At 37.9% G+C, this 16435-nt stretch carries 14 protein-coding genes; 3 read left to right on the top strand and 11 right to left on the bottom strand.

Annotated features, from left to right (window positions below):
* Positions 1–321: 321 nt before the first annotated feature.
* From BR30_RS0120910 to BR30_RS0120890, 3 genes are all read right to left on the bottom strand, one after another.
* Positions 322–948 carry a fumarylacetoacetate hydrolase family protein gene (locus tag BR30_RS0120910; RefSeq protein WP_026566696.1) on the bottom strand — a complete coding sequence of 209 codons (627 nt, stop codon included), beginning with the start codon at positions 946–948 and terminating at the stop codon, positions 322–324.
* A gap of 749 nt (positions 949–1697) precedes the next feature.
* Positions 1698–1871 carry a hypothetical protein gene (locus tag BR30_RS36880; RefSeq protein WP_155928751.1) on the bottom strand — a complete coding sequence of 58 codons (174 nt, stop codon included), beginning with the start codon at positions 1869–1871 and terminating at the stop codon, positions 1698–1700.
* Between the two features lie 138 nt (positions 1872–2009).
* The gene (locus BR30_RS0120890) at positions 2010–2759 is read right to left on the bottom strand and encodes a DeoR/GlpR family DNA-binding transcription regulator (RefSeq protein WP_026566694.1); all 750 of its coding nucleotides are present in this window, start codon (positions 2757–2759) and stop codon (positions 2010–2012) included.
* A gap of 248 nt (positions 2760–3007) precedes the next feature.
* Here BR30_RS0120890 and tkt point away from each other — a divergent pair, with 248 nt between their 5' ends.
* Both tkt and fsa read left to right on the top strand, forming a co-directional pair.
* Positions 3008–4996 (top strand): transketolase, encoded by a 1989-nt coding sequence (tkt, locus tag BR30_RS0120885; RefSeq protein ID WP_026566693.1) that lies wholly within the window; start codon positions 3008–3010, stop codon positions 4994–4996.
* Between the two features lie 23 nt (positions 4997–5019).
* Positions 5020–5688, top strand: a complete 669-nt coding sequence (fsa, locus tag BR30_RS0120880) for a fructose-6-phosphate aldolase (protein ID WP_026566692.1) — start codon at positions 5020–5022, stop codon at positions 5686–5688.
* Between the two features lie 167 nt (positions 5689–5855).
* Here fsa and BR30_RS0120875 read toward each other — a convergent pair whose 3' ends face one another.
* On the bottom strand, positions 5856–6728 hold the full coding sequence (locus BR30_RS0120875) for a LysR family transcriptional regulator (RefSeq protein WP_026566691.1): 873 nt from the start codon (positions 6726–6728) through the stop codon (positions 5856–5858).
* Positions 6729–6868: 140 nt separating this feature from the next.
* Here BR30_RS0120875 and BR30_RS0120870 point away from each other — a divergent pair, with 140 nt between their 5' ends.
* Complete coding sequence (locus BR30_RS0120870) at positions 6869–8008, top strand: AbrB family transcriptional regulator (protein WP_026566690.1); 1140 nt, start codon at positions 6869–6871, stop codon at positions 8006–8008.
* A 306-nt stretch (positions 8009–8314) separates the two neighbouring features.
* Here the strand turns inward: BR30_RS0120870 and BR30_RS0120865 are convergent, their stop codons facing one another.
* The 7 genes from BR30_RS0120865 to BR30_RS0120835 form a co-directional block, all read right to left on the bottom strand.
* Complete coding sequence (locus BR30_RS0120865; RefSeq protein WP_035445771.1) at positions 8315–9826, bottom strand: aldehyde dehydrogenase family protein; 1512 nt, start codon at positions 9824–9826, stop codon at positions 8315–8317.
* A 436-nt stretch (positions 9827–10262) separates the two neighbouring features.
* Positions 10263–10652 carry a YidH family protein gene (locus BR30_RS0120860; protein WP_035445770.1) on the bottom strand — a complete coding sequence of 130 codons (390 nt, stop codon included), beginning with the start codon at positions 10650–10652 and terminating at the stop codon, positions 10263–10265.
* Positions 10653–10690: 38 nt separating this feature from the next.
* Complete coding sequence (locus BR30_RS0120855; RefSeq protein WP_051633700.1) at positions 10691–11755, bottom strand: alpha/beta fold hydrolase; 1065 nt, start codon at positions 11753–11755, stop codon at positions 10691–10693.
* Between the two features lie 23 nt (positions 11756–11778).
* Entirely contained in the window at positions 11779–12327 is a 549-nt protein-coding gene (locus BR30_RS0120850; RefSeq protein ID WP_026566686.1) for a hypothetical protein, read from the bottom strand.
* Positions 12328–12345: 18 nt separating this feature from the next.
* Complete coding sequence (locus BR30_RS0120845) at positions 12346–13044, bottom strand: hypothetical protein (protein ID WP_026566685.1); 699 nt, start codon at positions 13042–13044, stop codon at positions 12346–12348.
* 86 nt (positions 13045–13130) lie between these two features.
* Positions 13131–14402: an MFS transporter gene (locus BR30_RS0120840; protein ID WP_026566684.1), complete on the bottom strand. Its 1272-nt coding sequence runs from the start codon at positions 14400–14402 to the stop codon at positions 13131–13133.
* 125 nt (positions 14403–14527) lie between these two features.
* Positions 14528–16432 (bottom strand): alkyl/aryl-sulfatase, encoded by a 1905-nt coding sequence (locus BR30_RS0120835; protein ID WP_026566683.1) that lies wholly within the window; start codon positions 16430–16432, stop codon positions 14528–14530.
* Between the last annotated feature and the right edge of the window lie 3 nt (positions 16433–16435).

Below are 16435 nucleotides of genomic sequence, written 5' to 3'. Positions count from 1 at the left end.
CACTCCTTCAGTTTTAAAATCTTCCCTTGCATACATCAACTTTAAATTCGGTCTGATTAAATTTTTTTATTAGATTAATTGTATTGTAAACCAACAATTCCTATCTGTAAAGTATGAATTAAGAATAAATAATGAAGGCACTCTCATCCTGACAGTACCATTCATAGTTGTTGATATTTTCATCAACTAACGCCTCTCTTGGTTATGTTAAAATCTTTTGCATTATTGGATTTATGTTTCATTTTCCATATTTGCAGTAAAAGTATGGTCAATTTGTCCATTTGCGGCTACGTTACTTGCCAAATTGAAGATTCCTCTAACTCAACCTAATTTAGCTGTAAATTTGCCTAGCTCCTCTTGTCCCCATACTAAAGAGAAACGATCGCCATCTAATACAGCTCCTACACCAGCGGGTGTCCCAGTAAATATAATATCGCCTTTCCCCAATCCAAAATTAAGGGCTACGAAATCAATAATGGTTTTCAAGTCAAATAGCATATCTTTGATATTGCCACGTTGTACCTGTTCGCCATTTTTCATAAGAGAAAAATCAATTTTTTTGCATTCTTCAACTCCTGGAAATTCGATGAACTTCGTCAACACGCCTGAGTTAGGAAAACCCTTAGAAAGCAACCAAGGGTAACCCTTCTGTTTCAGTTCGCTTTGAACGTCGCGAAGAGTAAAGTCAATGCCTAGAGCTATGCGATCAACAAGCTCCTCAACCTTCATTCCCTTTTCATATTCTTTGCTGATATGAATTACTAGCTCCACCTCGTAATGTAAAGCCCCCCGATCGCCTGGCAGCTTCACTTCACGTCCATCCGCCAATATAAGAGAATGAGTTGGCTTGACAAAAAGAAACGGAGATGTTGGCACTTCATTGTTTAATTCCTGTGCATGCAGTATATAGTTTCTACCTACACAGTAGATGTTCTGAATGGCGTTCATTTTTATCCTACCTCTTTCCTAAATTGATTTTACCATTCCACCATCCACTAAAAATGAACTTCCTGTCAAGTAACTATTCGCTCAGTCTAGGGAAATTTGTAAATTCTTTCATGTGTTTCGCCTCCGCATATTCTTTATTTAAAAGGAAAAGGGATTCGTACCAAAATAGCCCACTCTTCTTCCCCAAGGCGCCATGCTAGATGGTGCATTGGTGGTGGCTAAAGCTATAATCAAAGGCTGGCGATATCAACATCTTCTGCATAATTCCTTAATAGGTTTATTTCCCTTTTCTCGTTAATTATAAACAGTGCTCAATTGGCACATATGTTTCTTAAATAGCTTGAAGTAAAGTGGTATGCCTTTATCTATGCTATTAGTAATTTTAGCCCCTTCCACAATCAGTACTTGAAGATTTCTTTCGTCTACTCCTATTCCTGGTTGTATGGTGTTTGTTACTAAAGGGTAATCGTCTCTACTTTTTTTGTTGAAGAAAAGCCACCATGTTTCAAACAACTTTTATCAAAAAAACCTCCAAATAATAGAATTTGAAGGTCTTGGACACACCCCAGTTTTGTCTCCATGGTCTTACATAGTTCCGTTTTACATGACCTAAAGAAAAGTCTGTTTGGGATGAACTTTATTTTGTTGACGCTCGGGATTGAATTGCAGTCCTTCACCTTGTTCAAAGGTACATGGTAAGCGAAATGCGTTTCCAGTTTGATAAACAGATTTCATAAAACAGCACCTTCTTATTTTATTCGTGTAATTCTGTTTTCCTTTTTGGCTTTCATGAGTTTTTGCTTTTTGACCATTTTCCTTCTTTCTAACTCTTTGGAACAATCTTCACTCCATGCAAATAATTCTTCATCAGACATTGTTGGTATTCTTTCAATTATTTCGTTTAATTTTTCCCATCTAATCATGTTCAAAAACCCCTTCAAAAGTTTATCTTGATAGTCTTTGTTGGGTGTATATTCTTTTATACTATTTTTTCTTTTTTCTTTTCTTTTTTCCCTTGTCTATTTCACTAAAAGCTATAGCGACCCTACTCCCTACTATTTTCAAATGATTTCAATATCGAATTCCATGTACTTGTTTAAATTATGACTTGAGGGACCGTCTTCCGTAATTAAGTAATCAAGTTCTGAAACAGGACCAACCAAGTAATTGGAAATAGTATTAAGTTTACTTCTTGTAACCAGGGTTGCGATCTTATTTGAACTTTTAATCATCTGACGTTTAGCATAAGACTCTTCTATATGAGGGATGCTGATACCAAAGTCAGGGTGCAAGGAATACACTCCTAAAAAACAGAGATCGGCTCTAATATTTTTAAGCACTTCAATTACATCTAATCCTACAGTTACATAAGATTCCTTAAAAAAGGTTCCACCCAAAAGGATGATATCTGTATTTGGATGTTTTGATAATGCCAAACTAATAGAGGGACTATTCGTAATAACGGTCCCTTTAAACTCCATTGGAATTTCTTGAGCCAGAAAAAGATTTGTTGTACTTCCATCTATTAAAAGAACTTGTCCATCTTTAATAATCTTCACTGCTTTTAAGGCTAATTCTTTTTTTGCATCTATATTTTCTTCCGTTCTTTCAGAAAATGTTAAAGCGCTCGCAGATGCAGGAAATGCCCCGCCGTGTACTCTTTTGAGAAGACCTAATGAATCCATTTCCCTTAAATCTCGTCTAATTGTGTCCTCGGAAACATCCCATTTCATGCTTAATTCTTTAGCAACGACTTTCCCTTCCTTTTCAAGTATTTGTAAAATTTTGCTTTGTCGTTCTTTTCTTAGCATAACAATGATCAGCCTCCGTGTTTTTGCATGTTTTTTCTTATATTATATTATTTTTTCTTGAATTCACAAATTTTTTTTTAAAATCGGCAAAATTCTTCTTGTTTTTTCTTGTTTATAAAGATAAAATATTCACGAATAAGAAAAAACTTACGTTAAAATGCAAAAACAAGAAATCATTTGAGGCAAGAAACCTAATACTCACTTTTTGTACTAACTTAAATCACACGAAATTAAAGGAGGAAAAAAAGATGAATAATAGTATTGAAACACTAGCAGTAAATACGATTCGCACCTTATCAATTGACGCGATTAATAGTGCTAATTCTGGTCATCCAGGCCTACCTATGGGGGCTGCTCCAATGACCTATGCACTCTGGGCGCATCATTTAAATCATAATTCTGCAAATGCAAAATGGTTTAATCGAGATCGTTTTATTCTTTCTGCCGGACACGGATCTAGCTTGTTATATAGTTTGCTTCATTTAGCTGGGTACAATGTATCTTTAGAAGATTTAAAAAGTTTTAGAAAGCTTAATAGCAAAACACCTGGTCATCCCGAATTTGGTCACACAGACGGTGTTGAAGCGACAACTGGACCTTTAGGGCAAGGGATTGCAAATGCAGTAGGAATGGCGATGGCTGAAGCGCATTTAGCTGGAAAATTCAATCAGGATGGATACCCTGTAATTGACCATTATACATATGCTCTAGTGGGCGATGGAGATTTAATGGAAGGTATCTCTTATGAGGCCATGTCTATGGCCGGCCATATGAAACTAGGAAAATTAATTGCATTATATGACTCCAATGATATTTCTTTGGACGGTGAATTAAACCTTTCATTTTCAGAGGACATTCAAAAAAGAACAGAATCTGCTCATTGGCAATATTTACGAGTAGAAGATGGCAATGATGTAGCAGAAATCTCAAAAGCTATTACATTAGCTAAACAAAATACAAACCAACCAACCTTGATCGAAATTAGAACTACTATCGGTTATGGAAGTCCCAAAGTTGCAGGAACAAACAAGGCACATGGAAATCCCCTTGGAGCAGAAGAAGCTCTTGCAACAAAACAGGTATATGGCTGGCACTATGAAGAGGATTTCTTTGTACCGGAGGAAGTTAAAGCCCATTTTGAAGAGCTAAAACAAAGAGGAATGGGTCAAGAACAACAATGGAATGCATTATTCCAGTCTTATCAAGAGACATATCCTGAATTAGCAAAAGAATTGCAACAAGCCATCACGGGAGAGGTTTTAATTAATGCAGAAGACATCCTGACATTTGAAACAGGAAAAACAATCTCAACTCGTGTAGCCAGCGGGGAAGCCATTAACCATTTTGTCAAATCAGTTCCTTCTATTTTTGGTGGAAGTGCGGATCTTTCTCACTCCACAATGACAGATATAAAGGAAAACGCAGCATTCGCCGTAGAATCATTTAGCGGACGGAATATCTATTTTGGCGTCCGGGAACACGCAATGGGGGCGGCTGGCAATGGTTTGGCTCTTCATGGCGGGGTAAAGCCATTTGTAAGCACATTCTTTGTTTTCAATGATTATCTCAGACCATCCATTCGTCTAGCAGCCTTGCAAAAGCTTCCAGTCACTTATGTATTTACTCATGATTCGATTGCGGTTGGTGAGGATGGTCCAACTCATGAGCCAATTGAGCAGCTAGCTTCTCTTCGTGCCATCCCAGGGCTAACCGTCATTCGCCCATCAGATGCAAACGAAACGGCAAGTGCTTGGGCTTATGCACTAAAACAAACTGACGGTCCTGTTGCCCTAGTACTAAGCCGTCAAAACCTGCCAGTGTTCCAAGAAACACAAGCCAATTTAGAAAACCTTTCTAAAGGAGCTTACATTTTAACGCAAACAAATGACCAACCAGAGGTTATCTTGATCTCAACCGGTTCGGAAGTGTCATTAGCCATTAACGCGAAAGCTGAACTTGAAAAGGAAAATGTATCGGTTCGCGTTGTTGCAATGCCAAGCTGGGAACTATTCGATCGTCAACCGAAGGAGTATAAAGAGCTTGTCTTACCTGCTGCTATTAAGAAGCGTGTGGCACTAGAAATGGGTATCTCTCTTGGATGGGAACGCTATGTAGGATCAGAAGGGAAAGTATTATCTATTGAAACATTCGGTGCTTCAGGAACAGGCGCTGCAGTCATGGAGCTATTTGGATTTACGACTGAAAATGTTGTTCGAACTACAAAAAGTCTACTATAATCTTAAAACGGAGGTAATATACGATGAAATTATTTATTGATACTGCAAATCTTGTTGATATTAAAAAGGCATATAAAGTTGGTGTTTTATCAGGTGTTACAACTAATCCTTCCCTAGTTGCTAAGGAAGGCGTTAAATTCGAAGACCGCATTGAAGAAATCTGTCAAGCAGTTCCACGGGTAGAATCTGTTTCCGCTGAAGTAACTCCAGATGCCGTTACAGCTGACGAAATGATTGCTCAAGCTGAGGAGCTTATTAAAATTAACGGCGGAGATGAGAAAATTACAATCAAGCTTCCTATGACTTTAGACGGTTTAGAGGCTTGCCGTTATCTTGCTGATAAAGGCGTTAAAACAAATGTCACACTTATCTTTACTGTAAACCAAGCACTATTAGCAGCTCGTGCAGGTGCAACTTATGTATCTCCATTTTTAGGACGCTTAGACGATATTTCCGAAGACGGCGTACAATTAGTATCAAAAATAGCTGAACTGTTCCGCATTCATAATTTCGACTCACAAATTATTGCAGCATCTGTTCGTCACCCGGACCATGTTACTCGTGTAGCAATGGCAGGAGCACATATTGCAACGATTCCGTTTTCAGTCATTGAGCAAATTTCAAAACATCCACTTACTAATCAAGGGATGGAAAAATTTGCTGCAGATTGGGAAAATACTCTTAAAAACTAAGTTATAGAAAAAAAACGACAGGTTAATCGCCTGTCGTTTTTTTAATTCTTAATTAGCTATTTAAGATTTTCAATTGCCGTTCTTTCAATTGCAAGTCCCTTAGTATAATGGAAGCAATATTAATAATGACTCCTTGTTGTTTTTCTAAAAAAATAGGTAAGGCTTTTTTAGATAATGGATCGCATGTCAATCGCATCAACAAATTCGACGAAGGCTTTTACTACTTTAAATTCTAAAGATTCTTCATGGTAAAACATCCACGTCTTTCGGATAATTTTTTCTCCCTCCTTATTATTAATTTTAATTTTATTGATATGAACAAGGTCATCAATAATCATGCTTGGCATAATCGCGTAGCCCAAACCATAACCCACCATCTTTTTGCATGTATCAGCCTTATCCACATTAATACTGACAAGTGGAGGCTGTGAGTAATTTTCAGCCCACCAGTTATCAATTACAGCTTTTAATAATGGATCCGTTTCGTAATCAATTCTAGGTAAATCGGGCAGTAAGTTCCGGTCTATTTCTTCTTTTGAAGCGATACAAATGCTTTCTTCGAAGAGGAGCTTTTTTTGACCCTTCCAGCCATATTCCCCTTTTAAAAAGCCAACATGTACATCATGATTGTACATTAAATGGGCAATCTCGTTGCTTGGCCCCGTTGTAACTTTAAACTCGACATCAGGGTACTGATCTTTGAAAAGTTTTAATAATCCGGGAAGTTTATAATCCGTAAAAAAGGTTGAAACACCCAGCCTTAATGTACCCGATATTTTTTCCTCCATATTAAGGACTGTTTCTTTCATCCTTTGTATTCGCAATAACATTTCATGGGCATTTTTTGCAAGATATTCACCCTGTGGGGTAAATTCGACTCCGCGCCAGTTTCGATTAACGATTTTTACTCCAAAGTAGTTTTCCATTGTTTTTAAACGATTGGTTAAAGCCGGCTGCGAAATATGCAGGCTTTTAGCTGTATTGGTTATATTTTTTTCTTGATAAAGAGTTTGCAAAACCATCCAGTCTCTTTCATCCATCGGGGTCACCTCATACCATAAGAAATAATTTTTGATTATGGCTTTCGATATAAATTCCATATTTTATTTATTGCTTTGATTATACTATATTTAAATTACGAAATCTTAATTGGATGTTTTGAGTGCAAGGAGGATTATTCATGAATAGAAAAAACACCTTTTTTCGTAGTGTTTGTTTTATATCTGTAAGTAGCTTAGGAGGATTTTTGATTTCATTGACGGACCTATCCATTGGATGGATGATCGGCACATTTCTAGCAGCTGCTTTCCTATCATTTTGGAGGCCATCAGTTTTAAGGGGTAATGGGAATCAAAAAGGGATGCCAAAATACTGGTTATATATGGGGCAGTTTATTTTAGGCATTCATTTGGGACAGAAATTAAACTTGACTTTTTTGCATGTGTTTAAAGAAAATTGGCTTGCCATAATTCTTATGCTTCTTCTATCTATCATTTTTTCCTTACTTTCCGGGCTCGTACTCTGGAAATATAGTAATACGGATATGATGACCAGCTTTTTCGGAACGGCTCCAGGTGGATTATCCGCCATGCCTGGGATTGCAGAAGAGGCAGGGGCGAATACGGCTGTCGTCAGCATTATTCAAACCATGCGTGTATTTTTAGTGATCCTAATGATTCCGTTGATTGCTTCTTTATCTGCTTCAGCTAGTGGAAACTCGGCGAATCATGTCCCCATACCTGTACTGACTGACCCGGAATTTAAAATCGGGATGTTACTTTGGACTTTTGCACTTATTGGATTTGCCTATGCAGGCTATCGATTGATCAAATATTTACGGTTTCCCGCTCCATGGCTGATTGGAAGCATGGTAGGTGTTGCGATTGCCCAATCTCTTGGTTCGTTCTTTATAGGCAGAGATATCATTTCATGGTGGCCACATGAAGTAATTATTTTATCGCAGATTATGATTGCGGCCAGTATTGGCTCCCGTTTTCAGAAAAGCATGTTTTTTGGTTTAAAGCGGACAATCATGGTGTCCTTCTTTAGTACAGTTGGTCTCATTTTTTCGATGTTTATTTGTGCTATTTTAGTGGCTAAGATAACGGATATCTCACTTATAACCTCTATTCTTGCATTCGCACCTGGCGGAATTGCTGAAATGACAACAACTTCTGTCGTCCTCCATGGAGACTCGACCTTTGTCGTAGCAGTACAGGTTCTTCGAATCCTCATTATTTGTGTGATCCTGCCGCAGTTTTTTCGATTGTTAAATTATCTTGAGCAGAAAAAACATTTTTTGTCTAAAACATCCGCTTAATTTTTTCAGGCAATTGTGGTTCCTATAATAATAGTTTGGAATTTTAATATAATATCTATTATCAGAAAAAGGAGCAGCAATACTCTGTGGGTTCGAACGAGGACCTCATATTCTAGGAAATGCCCTAAAAAAGGATTACCTGAAGTAGGAGATTATCATTTTTTAAGGCCAGTGGGTCAGTCCCCCACCACATTAAAACATTAATTTATCGAGGGACTGACCCTAGATTCCGGGTATTGATGTTTATTGGAAGAACCATCTTTTTTGCAACTCACTTTATTCAATTAAGGCAACCATAAATGTATCTTATTGGTTTTTACCTTGAAAGAAACCAGATGGTTCCACTTTCAAATTCACATTAATTTGTTTGGTTTCTATATATTCTTCGAACCCATAAGTTCCCAAATCTCTGCCAATTCCACTTTTCTTATAACCACCCCATGGTGCCTCATTAAACGTTGGATGATAGGTGTTTATCCAAGTGATACCTGCTCGCATCTGACGAATCACACGATGAGCTTTAGCCCCATCATTGGTAAACACCGCAGCAGCCAGCCCAAAGTCTGTACCATTCGCTAATTGAATCGCTTCCTCTTCTGTTTTGAAGGTTTGAATGACTAGTACTGGACCAAATATTTCTTCCTGAACAATTCTCATATCAGGTCTGGTATTTGTAAATATTGTAGGTTCTACAAAATAACCATCAGTTAATCCTTCCTCAACGATACGCTTACCTCCACAAAGAAGTGTAGCGCCTTCTTTCAAGCCAATCTGTACATACTCTAGCACTTTATTCATATGATTTTCTGATATGAGTGGTCCCATCTCCATACCGTCTACCCAACCCGGTCCCACTTTAATCATCTTTGCCCGTTCTACTAGTTCAGGTACAAATCTTTCATATATGCTCTCTTCCAACAATAATCGAGAGCCTGCTGAACACACTTGACCTTGATTCGCGAAAATCGCAAACAGTGCATAATCAATGGCTATTTCTAGATCAGCATCAGCAAAAACAATATTTGGTGATTTTCCGCCCAGTTCTAAACTAATATTTTTAACAGTATCTGCTGCAGATTTCATTATTTTAATCCCTGTATCTGTACCCCCGGTAAAAGAAATTTTATCTACAAGTGGATTTTTGACCAATTCTGCCCCAACCATACTTCCAGCACCCAATACCAAATTAACAACACCTGGCGGGAATCCAACCTGATCTATTATCTCAAACAAGCGAATGACCGAAAGAGGTGTCTGCTCTGCGGGCTTAACAATCACTGTACATCCAGCTGCAATTGCAGCTGCAATTTTTTGATTTGCCATAACCAATGGATAATTCCAGGGAACGATAATACCCACAACACCAATCGGTTCACGAATCACCATGGCTTGAATATCATCCGGAACATCATAGGTTTGACCATGAGGTTTTGTTGCTAACCCTGCATAATAACGTAATTGATTTACTGCATCTTCCACATCATTCAGCGACTCTCTCAATGTTTTCCCATTATTAAGTGTCTCTAAGTATGCGAACTCTTCTTTTCTTTCCTCCAGCTTATTTGATATTTGGAGCAAACGATCCGCACGATCTCTTGCTTTGCTGTTCATCCAGCCATCGTCATAAAATGCTCTGCGTGCAGCTGCGATAGCTTTTTTTGCATCTTGCGTTGAACCTTCCGTAACAATCCCTATAACTTCACCATTTGCAGGATTGATGCTTTCTCTTTTCTCATCAGCATCACCTACAACCCATCTTCCATCGATATACATCCTTTGTATAATTGTAACCGGCACTAAGACTGATTTGATATCCATAATATTAGATGTCCTTTCTATATAATTTCTGAAAAGTCTATTTATTCTATGCTGTATGCCTTAATTTTTGCAAAAAAAAGAAGGCTGGAAACCCTCTCTGGTGTAATACTACGATATCAAATACTATAGAGGTATTAGATTTCTACTACCCGCTGAATTTTCCTTACCGTTTACAAAAAAAATTCCACCCTTCATTCAAGATTTGGTGGATTTGACACACACTAGTGCACCTTCAATCAGTCGCACGAGTACTTAGTAATTTTCAGAAAAAACACTGGTGACTTTTTCTTCGTAAATCACAGTTTAAACGGTTGACAAAATACCTACAACAAACAGCTTAAACCCTTGATATAATTGGGTTCTGTTTGCGTGGGAATCGAACCCACCTACGAGAGACCGTCCCATTGCTCATTTAAGTTTTATCATGCATTTGCCTTTAATTGAATAATAAAAGCGAGAGATACATAAAAATCATGAACACTAATAATGAAAATAAACTAGAAACAAAGATAATGGATTGGTTTGATGGTGTGAAGACTCCGTCTGCAATTTCCTTTCTTTTCCTTGTGTATTGTATCGTCGACAACGCACTAGTAATAACACCGATAACACAAGCAAAGATTCCGAGAATGATGACTAGGGTATTAATAAAGGGATTGGAACTGATTTTAGTTGTAAAATGTAAGGAAGTCGTTAAGAAACCTACTCCTGTTATCGATATAGCCGTACGTATCCATGCAAGATACGTTCTTTCATTTGCTAAATGCTGCTGTGCATACTTTACACTTTCTCCTGGTGACTCTTCTATTCTATAAAAGGCTTTCATTAATGATTAAATCCCCTTCAAAAACTTTATTAATCTCATTATTCCCGAATTTCCTGTGATCGAGCCAATAGCCACTTATCCCAAATTTTTGCGAACACCCCGGTCAAGACAAGTGAAACATGTCCACCTTCATACACCTCATACGTTTTATCCTTACTTGAAACAAGGTTCATCACCGGAAGGCTTTGCTTCTCTAATATAAGTGTGTCACGTGAGCAGGAAAAAACAAAAAGCGGGCAGTTTATATTCTTTAAATCCACCTTTCTACCGCCAATCACCAATTCTCCCTTTAAGAGTTTGTTATCTTTATAGAGATCATTAAACATCTGTTTGAATGCAGCACCGGCAAACGAAGCAGCGTCCTTCGTCCACTTATCCATCCGGCGCCACTTTTCTACATATTTTTCATCATGTGCCCGGCTGAAAAGATTAACTTTTGGACTAATCTCACTTGGCGATAGCATCCTAAACATCAAATACAGAAATTCTGATGGAATGGTCTCATGTGCATCGGCAAAACGGTCAACACTTAACTGCCCATTTTGTAGTCCTTCTAGGATTTTATCAGGAAGGACACCGATACTAAAATCGATTGGAACGGCTGCAAGTGATAAATTCTTAATCGGCAGATCGGTTATGGAAGCCAGAATGGCTGCAATCGTTCCACCCAGGCAATAACCGGCAAGTGATATTTCCTTTGCACCTGAATGTCTTAACGCTCGTTTTAGGGCGTTCTCCAAATAATCGATGATATATTGATCCAGTGTGATATCAGAATCTTCAAGCCCAGGGGACCCCCAGTCCAATAGGTAGACATCATAGCCGCGCTCGGTAAGCCCGCCTACAACGCTGCTTCCTTCACCGATGTCAAGAATGTACACCTTATTTAACAGGGAGTAGACTAGAAATACCGGAATGGTATGTCTTTTTTCTTTGGCAGGATGATACCATAAAGTAGCTTTATTTTTCTTCCAGACAGCCTGTCTCGGTGTAGGCACGATATCTGGCTTTGGACCGGTCATAATATTATTGAGATGATTCCACCGTTTCATTTCTTTTTCTAAGTTAAAGCTCGGAAAAAGGTTTGTTCCTAATGCGTTCATTATGATCACTGCTCTCTTTAATGTTATTTATTAATACCGGTGAGCACCAGTTCTTTATTCTGCTTTTTTTCTGGTTCTTTTTTCTGCTTCTCACGCCGAATTTCGATAAGACCTCTCTCTACTTCTTTACGCAATTCCTGAAGGTCAGAATTCATTTTTTGCGTTTCCACCAACGCTTGGGACATCTGTCGAAATTCATTCTTCATTTGCATGACAATATTTACTATCTCTTCGAACATTCCTCCATTTTCTTTCGTAATGGAGCTAACACTATCTTGTAATTTCCAAATTTGTTCTTCTAAAATATCAATTTTTTCTTCTGTCTGAATAGATAGCTTTGCGGCATTGGCTACATCTTTCTTTGTCGGGATATTCATAAGAGAAGCAAAAACCTCTTGGTTCTTTCTAAGTCGCTCTAGGTAAAATGAATAAGTGTTGATTCCGAGACTTGCTGTGTGAACAAATTCTTTGTTGTCTGTTAAGTTATATAAAAGGCCAGTTAATTGTTTGTCCCACATTTCACTCAATTGGTTTAATCCAACAAAAGGATCATAGATTTTTTCATTTGACATGCTGTTGCTCTCCTTAAATTAAGACTTAGAAGGTTCTTCTGTTTTTTCCAAATATTTATTAAGTGGGAAAATCAGTTCTTTGAATTGAGTTGTAAACTGATTGACAAATCCTTTTTGAAATTCATAGAGTGGATTCCCAGCTTGTTTAACAATGTTGATATATTGCATTCTTCCTTTTTTCCTAAACTCAATATATTGCTCTATCAATTCTACATATTTCTCTGTGGCTTGACTGTTCGCAATGGCTTGACAAGGAGTACTTAAAAGAGACAATACTGTCTTTTGAATCTGATCAAATTGTACATTTATTTCCTCATAAGATCGAACCGGAAAGAAATGGTGCAAGGTGGTGGTGGACATTAAAAATTCATCTCGTGCATTCTTTTCCCACTCAGTAACCTCCTTCGTCAATTGCTCTGCTATTGTTTTTTTATATCCCTGATTCCCAGAGAATCGTCTCACCTGTTTTAAGAAGACTTCGTCGCGATGATCACCACACTTTGCCCATTCATCCAATACCTGATATGAATATCTCCAGAGGAGGTCCAGGCTAGAAAGCGATGCTTCATTTTCTTCATCGACCGTGATTTCTTCATCCGATTTTTCCTCTATTAATGGTTCCTGTACAGTTTCTACCGTTTCATCAACTCCTTGTTTTTCCTTTGACGTTATATATTCTTTCAATGATTCTTTTAGATTATCTTTTTTGGCTGCCATTTTAACACATCCTTTTAAACAATTGATTTAGATTGAAACCTAGGCTATGAATGAGTCCAGTTAAATAATCGCAAATCAAAATTTCATTAGAGGTTCACAGTTCTTTTATCACTATTTGTTGCAATTCTTTGTTTTGGCTTTGCGAAAAGGAACATGCACATTGCTGTAAACACCATAGCAACAGAGATTCCATAAATGGATAAGCTAAAACCCACTGCTGGATTTTCACCTGAAGATTGAATGAGCTTTCCAAAGATAATGGGAGCAAATATACCTGATGATGTCATGATTGCATAATAAGTTCCTGTCATAAGACCTCTCCGTTCAGGATATAAACTAATAATTACTGCGGGATTTAGATTTCCAGCTGTTGCCACTAATGTATACACGCTAGAAAGGATAATGATGATTGAACCCTTACCATTAACAAGGGGATATAAAGCATAGATAATGCCTGCTAGGATTAGACCACTTGCAGAAAAAAGAATTCTCGACTTCCATAAATTTAGAGTTTTTTTGTAAATACGATCTGAAATGATTGCCACTACTAATGCAAGTATCGCGCCAATTAATCCAGATATAGCAATGATTTTTCCAGACTGTTGTTCAGTGAATCCCTTAACTTTCATTAGATAGGCGGGATTAAAGGTAAGTCCAAAGACAATATAAGAAAAGCCGATACATGCAGCTAAGGATGTAAAAATAAAAATAGGAGATCGCAACGCTTTCCACTTGTCTTTCCCATTTGTCTCAAGTTTGGTTTCCTGTTTCCTTTCCTCTTCTTCAAACAAAACATCTGGTTTCAGTCTTCCGAGCCAAAGCCAGCAAATTAACCAGACAAAGCTAATAATGCCAGAAATAAAAAACGTTTGTGTCCATCCAAAATTTGACATTAGAAAAACCACTATTGGAGCTGTAACCGCTATGCCCACAACATTGCCAAAATTTAAGATGGACATGGCTAATCCACGTGATTCCGGTTTAAACCATTTACTAATATGACTGGTTGCCGTTGCTTGAAAAGGACCTTCTCCAATACCTAGTAATACCCTGCTAAACAAAAGCATCGGAAGGCCAGAAACAAACATCACCATTGATTGCGCAATGGTCCAAATAATCGCCATAACAACCAATAATTTTTCCGTTCCATAACGATCTGATAAAGAAGCCCCTAATATTCCAGCTAATGGGAACAACCAAAAAAAACTGCTTCCAACCATTCCAAATTGAGAGAAAGTTAGATTCAAATCCTTCATAATATGAATTCCGGCTAAACCTGTAATGGATTTATCGGCAAAATTAACAATAGACAAAATAAAAAGTGCAAGTAAAATAACCCATTTTGTCCAACCTTTCATTCGTACTCCTGCCTCTCGTCAAATATTTCTTAATTTATAATGGCATTAACTTTTATACCTAAGAAGGAAAACACCTGCATTTCCACCTTTAAAGCGGATAAATTTAAGCAGGTGCTTATTGTTAATTAAGGTGTTACGATATTGGATAATCGGTCAAATTGATCTAAAAGTGATAAAAAGTCATTCAATTTTGTTTGATCACCAGAAATGTTTAATTTACCTGCTGCTGCTGCTTGTTCTGGTGAAACCATGCCAAGTCCAACTCCAAAGAATGTTAATCGTTCCAGAGTTAAGGAAACATCTGGATTAGCGTCTAATTTTCCAGCCTTATAAACCAAAACGGAGTTTTCTAAATAAATAGCAAAGTTTTGGTTAATATCTGATAGAGCTACATTCAACGTTATTTTTTTACCTTCTGCCTTCGTTCCGTTTAGTTTAACAGCGATTAGCTTTAAGAAATCCTCTATCGGCATATGGTTGATAATTCCTGAAACATCTAATGGGGCAGGATCTTTAGTGATTCCATTCCTTAGTTCGGCAGCACCAACAAGATAAATATTACGCCAATTGGCTGATTCGGCTTGGTAACCCAATTGTTCGTAGACATCTGCCAATAAATTTTTGGCTTCCGAATTTTCCGGGTCAGCCATTACGACATTTTTTAATACTTGAGCTACCCAGCGGTATTCCCCATTATCAAAATCAGCTTTTGCTTTTTCCAAAATAGCGGTCGCTCCGCCCATGTATTCTACATATTTAAGACCTGCTTCTACTTGTGGTAATGGATCTAAATCTGAAGGATGTGCACTATAATAACCTAAATAATAATTATAAATCCCCTTTGCATTATGCTTTAACGTACCGTAATACCCGCGATTCCCCCAATACGTATCTAATGATTTTGGAAGTTTGATCGTTTCAGCTATTTCCTCCATGGTATACCCATGGTTGGCTAAGCGTATGGTCTGGTCATGCATATATTTATACAAATCACGCTGCAGTTTCAAATGTCCTAAAGCACGATCTTTGCCCCAAACAGGCCATGCATGAATCATGAGCAACGCATCAATCTCTTCATTTTCAAACAAATCAATGGTTTTATCGAGTGAATTGGCCCAATGCAGGGCATCACGAGTTTTTGCCCCTCTAACCGTATAAATTTGATGCATCAACTGATTCGCGTTCTCTGATACAAATAATGCTTTGTAATCTCGTATATAAAAATGCATTTCAGCAGGTGCTTCCGTGTTAGGGGTTAACAAGAATTGAAAGGTTACCCCATCGATTTCCATCGTTTGGATTTCGTTCTCTATTTCAACCGTAGGCAGTGCAAAACTCATGGTACCGGAACTCATCGTATTACCTATACCAATCGATACCGAGCCTTCCCTGCCGTCTGGAATGTTTTTACCAAACTGATACTCGGCCCGACGCGCCATAATGGTACCCAAAAGCACATTTTCACTTATTGCTTCTTTTGTAAAATGTTGAGGAACGATAATAGGAATGGCCGGATTTTCCGCATATTTTAGAACAGCTTGAATGCCGCCAAAGTGGTCCGCATGACTTTGACTGATAATGATGGCTGAAACTGGCTTTTTTGGACGATGTTTATAATATAATTCCATGGCGGCTTCAGCTGTTTCCGTACTTCCTAAAGCATCACAAACAATGACTCCTTGTTTACCTTCAAAGAAGAAAGTGGTGGCGATGGATTGCCCACGCACTTGATATATTCCTTCTACCACTTCAAATAAACCAGCTATAGCCTGTAATTGGGCATTTCTCCATAGGCTTGGATTCACTGTTTCTGGAGCAGCGTCGATAAGAAAATCTAACTTATCGATGTCCCAAACGACTTCCCCAGAATAATCTTTAAGGATGGTCGATTCCAAAGGGGCAATAAAACCGCGGTTCGCATCCTCGAAATCCTGTAGATCATTGAAATTTAGTGATTTATATACTGCTAAATTTGCCTTTTTTGTAAAAGAAGTGGCGGACTTAGTTGGATTTACTACTTTGCTTTTCATACA

The organism is Bacillus sp. UNC41MFS5 (assembly GCF_000686805.1).
The sequence above is the reverse complement of the archived record's forward strand: the minus strand, read 5'-3'. Positions and strand labels throughout refer to the sequence as shown.

Coding starts and splice junctions, on each gene's coding strand:
- BR30_RS0120855 (WP_051633700.1), bottom strand. CDS start 11,755: ATGAACGCATTAGGAACAAACCTTTTTCCGAGCTTTAACTTAGAAAAA.
- BR30_RS0120865 (WP_035445771.1), bottom strand. CDS start 9,826: ATGGATATCAAATCAGTCTTAGTGCCGGTTACAATTATACAAAGGATG.
- BR30_RS0120860 (WP_035445770.1), bottom strand. CDS start 10,652: ATGAAAGCCTTTTATAGAATAGAAGAGTCACCAGGAGAAAGTGTAAAG.
- BR30_RS0120890 (WP_026566694.1), bottom strand. CDS start 2,759: ATGCTAAGAAAAGAACGACAAAGCAAAATTTTACAAATACTTGAAAAG.
- fsa (WP_026566692.1), top strand. CDS start 5,020: ATGAAATTATTTATTGATACTGCAAATCTTGTTGATATTAAAAAGGCA.
- BR30_RS0120840 (WP_026566684.1), bottom strand. CDS start 14,402: ATGAAAGGTTGGACAAAATGGGTTATTTTACTTGCACTTTTTATTTTG.
- BR30_RS0120835 (WP_026566683.1), bottom strand. CDS start 16,432: ATGAAAAGCAAAGTAGTAAATCCAACTAAGTCCGCCACTTCTTTTACA.
- BR30_RS0120910 (WP_026566696.1), bottom strand. CDS start 948: ATGAACGCCATTCAGAACATCTACTGTGTAGGTAGAAACTATATACTG.
- BR30_RS0120850 (WP_026566686.1), bottom strand. CDS start 12,327: ATGTCAAATGAAAAAATCTATGATCCTTTTGTTGGATTAAACCAATTG.
- tkt (WP_026566693.1), top strand. CDS start 3,008: ATGAATAATAGTATTGAAACACTAGCAGTAAATACGATTCGCACCTTA.
- BR30_RS0120870 (WP_026566690.1), top strand. CDS start 6,869: ATGAATAGAAAAAACACCTTTTTTCGTAGTGTTTGTTTTATATCTGTA.
- BR30_RS0120845 (WP_026566685.1), bottom strand. CDS start 13,044: ATGGCAGCCAAAAAAGATAATCTAAAAGAATCATTGAAAGAATATATA.
- BR30_RS36880 (WP_155928751.1), bottom strand. CDS start 1,871: ATGATTAGATGGGAAAAATTAAACGAAATAATTGAAAGAATACCAACA.
- BR30_RS0120875 (WP_026566691.1), bottom strand. CDS start 6,728: ATGGATGAAAGAGACTGGATGGTTTTGCAAACTCTTTATCAAGAAAAA.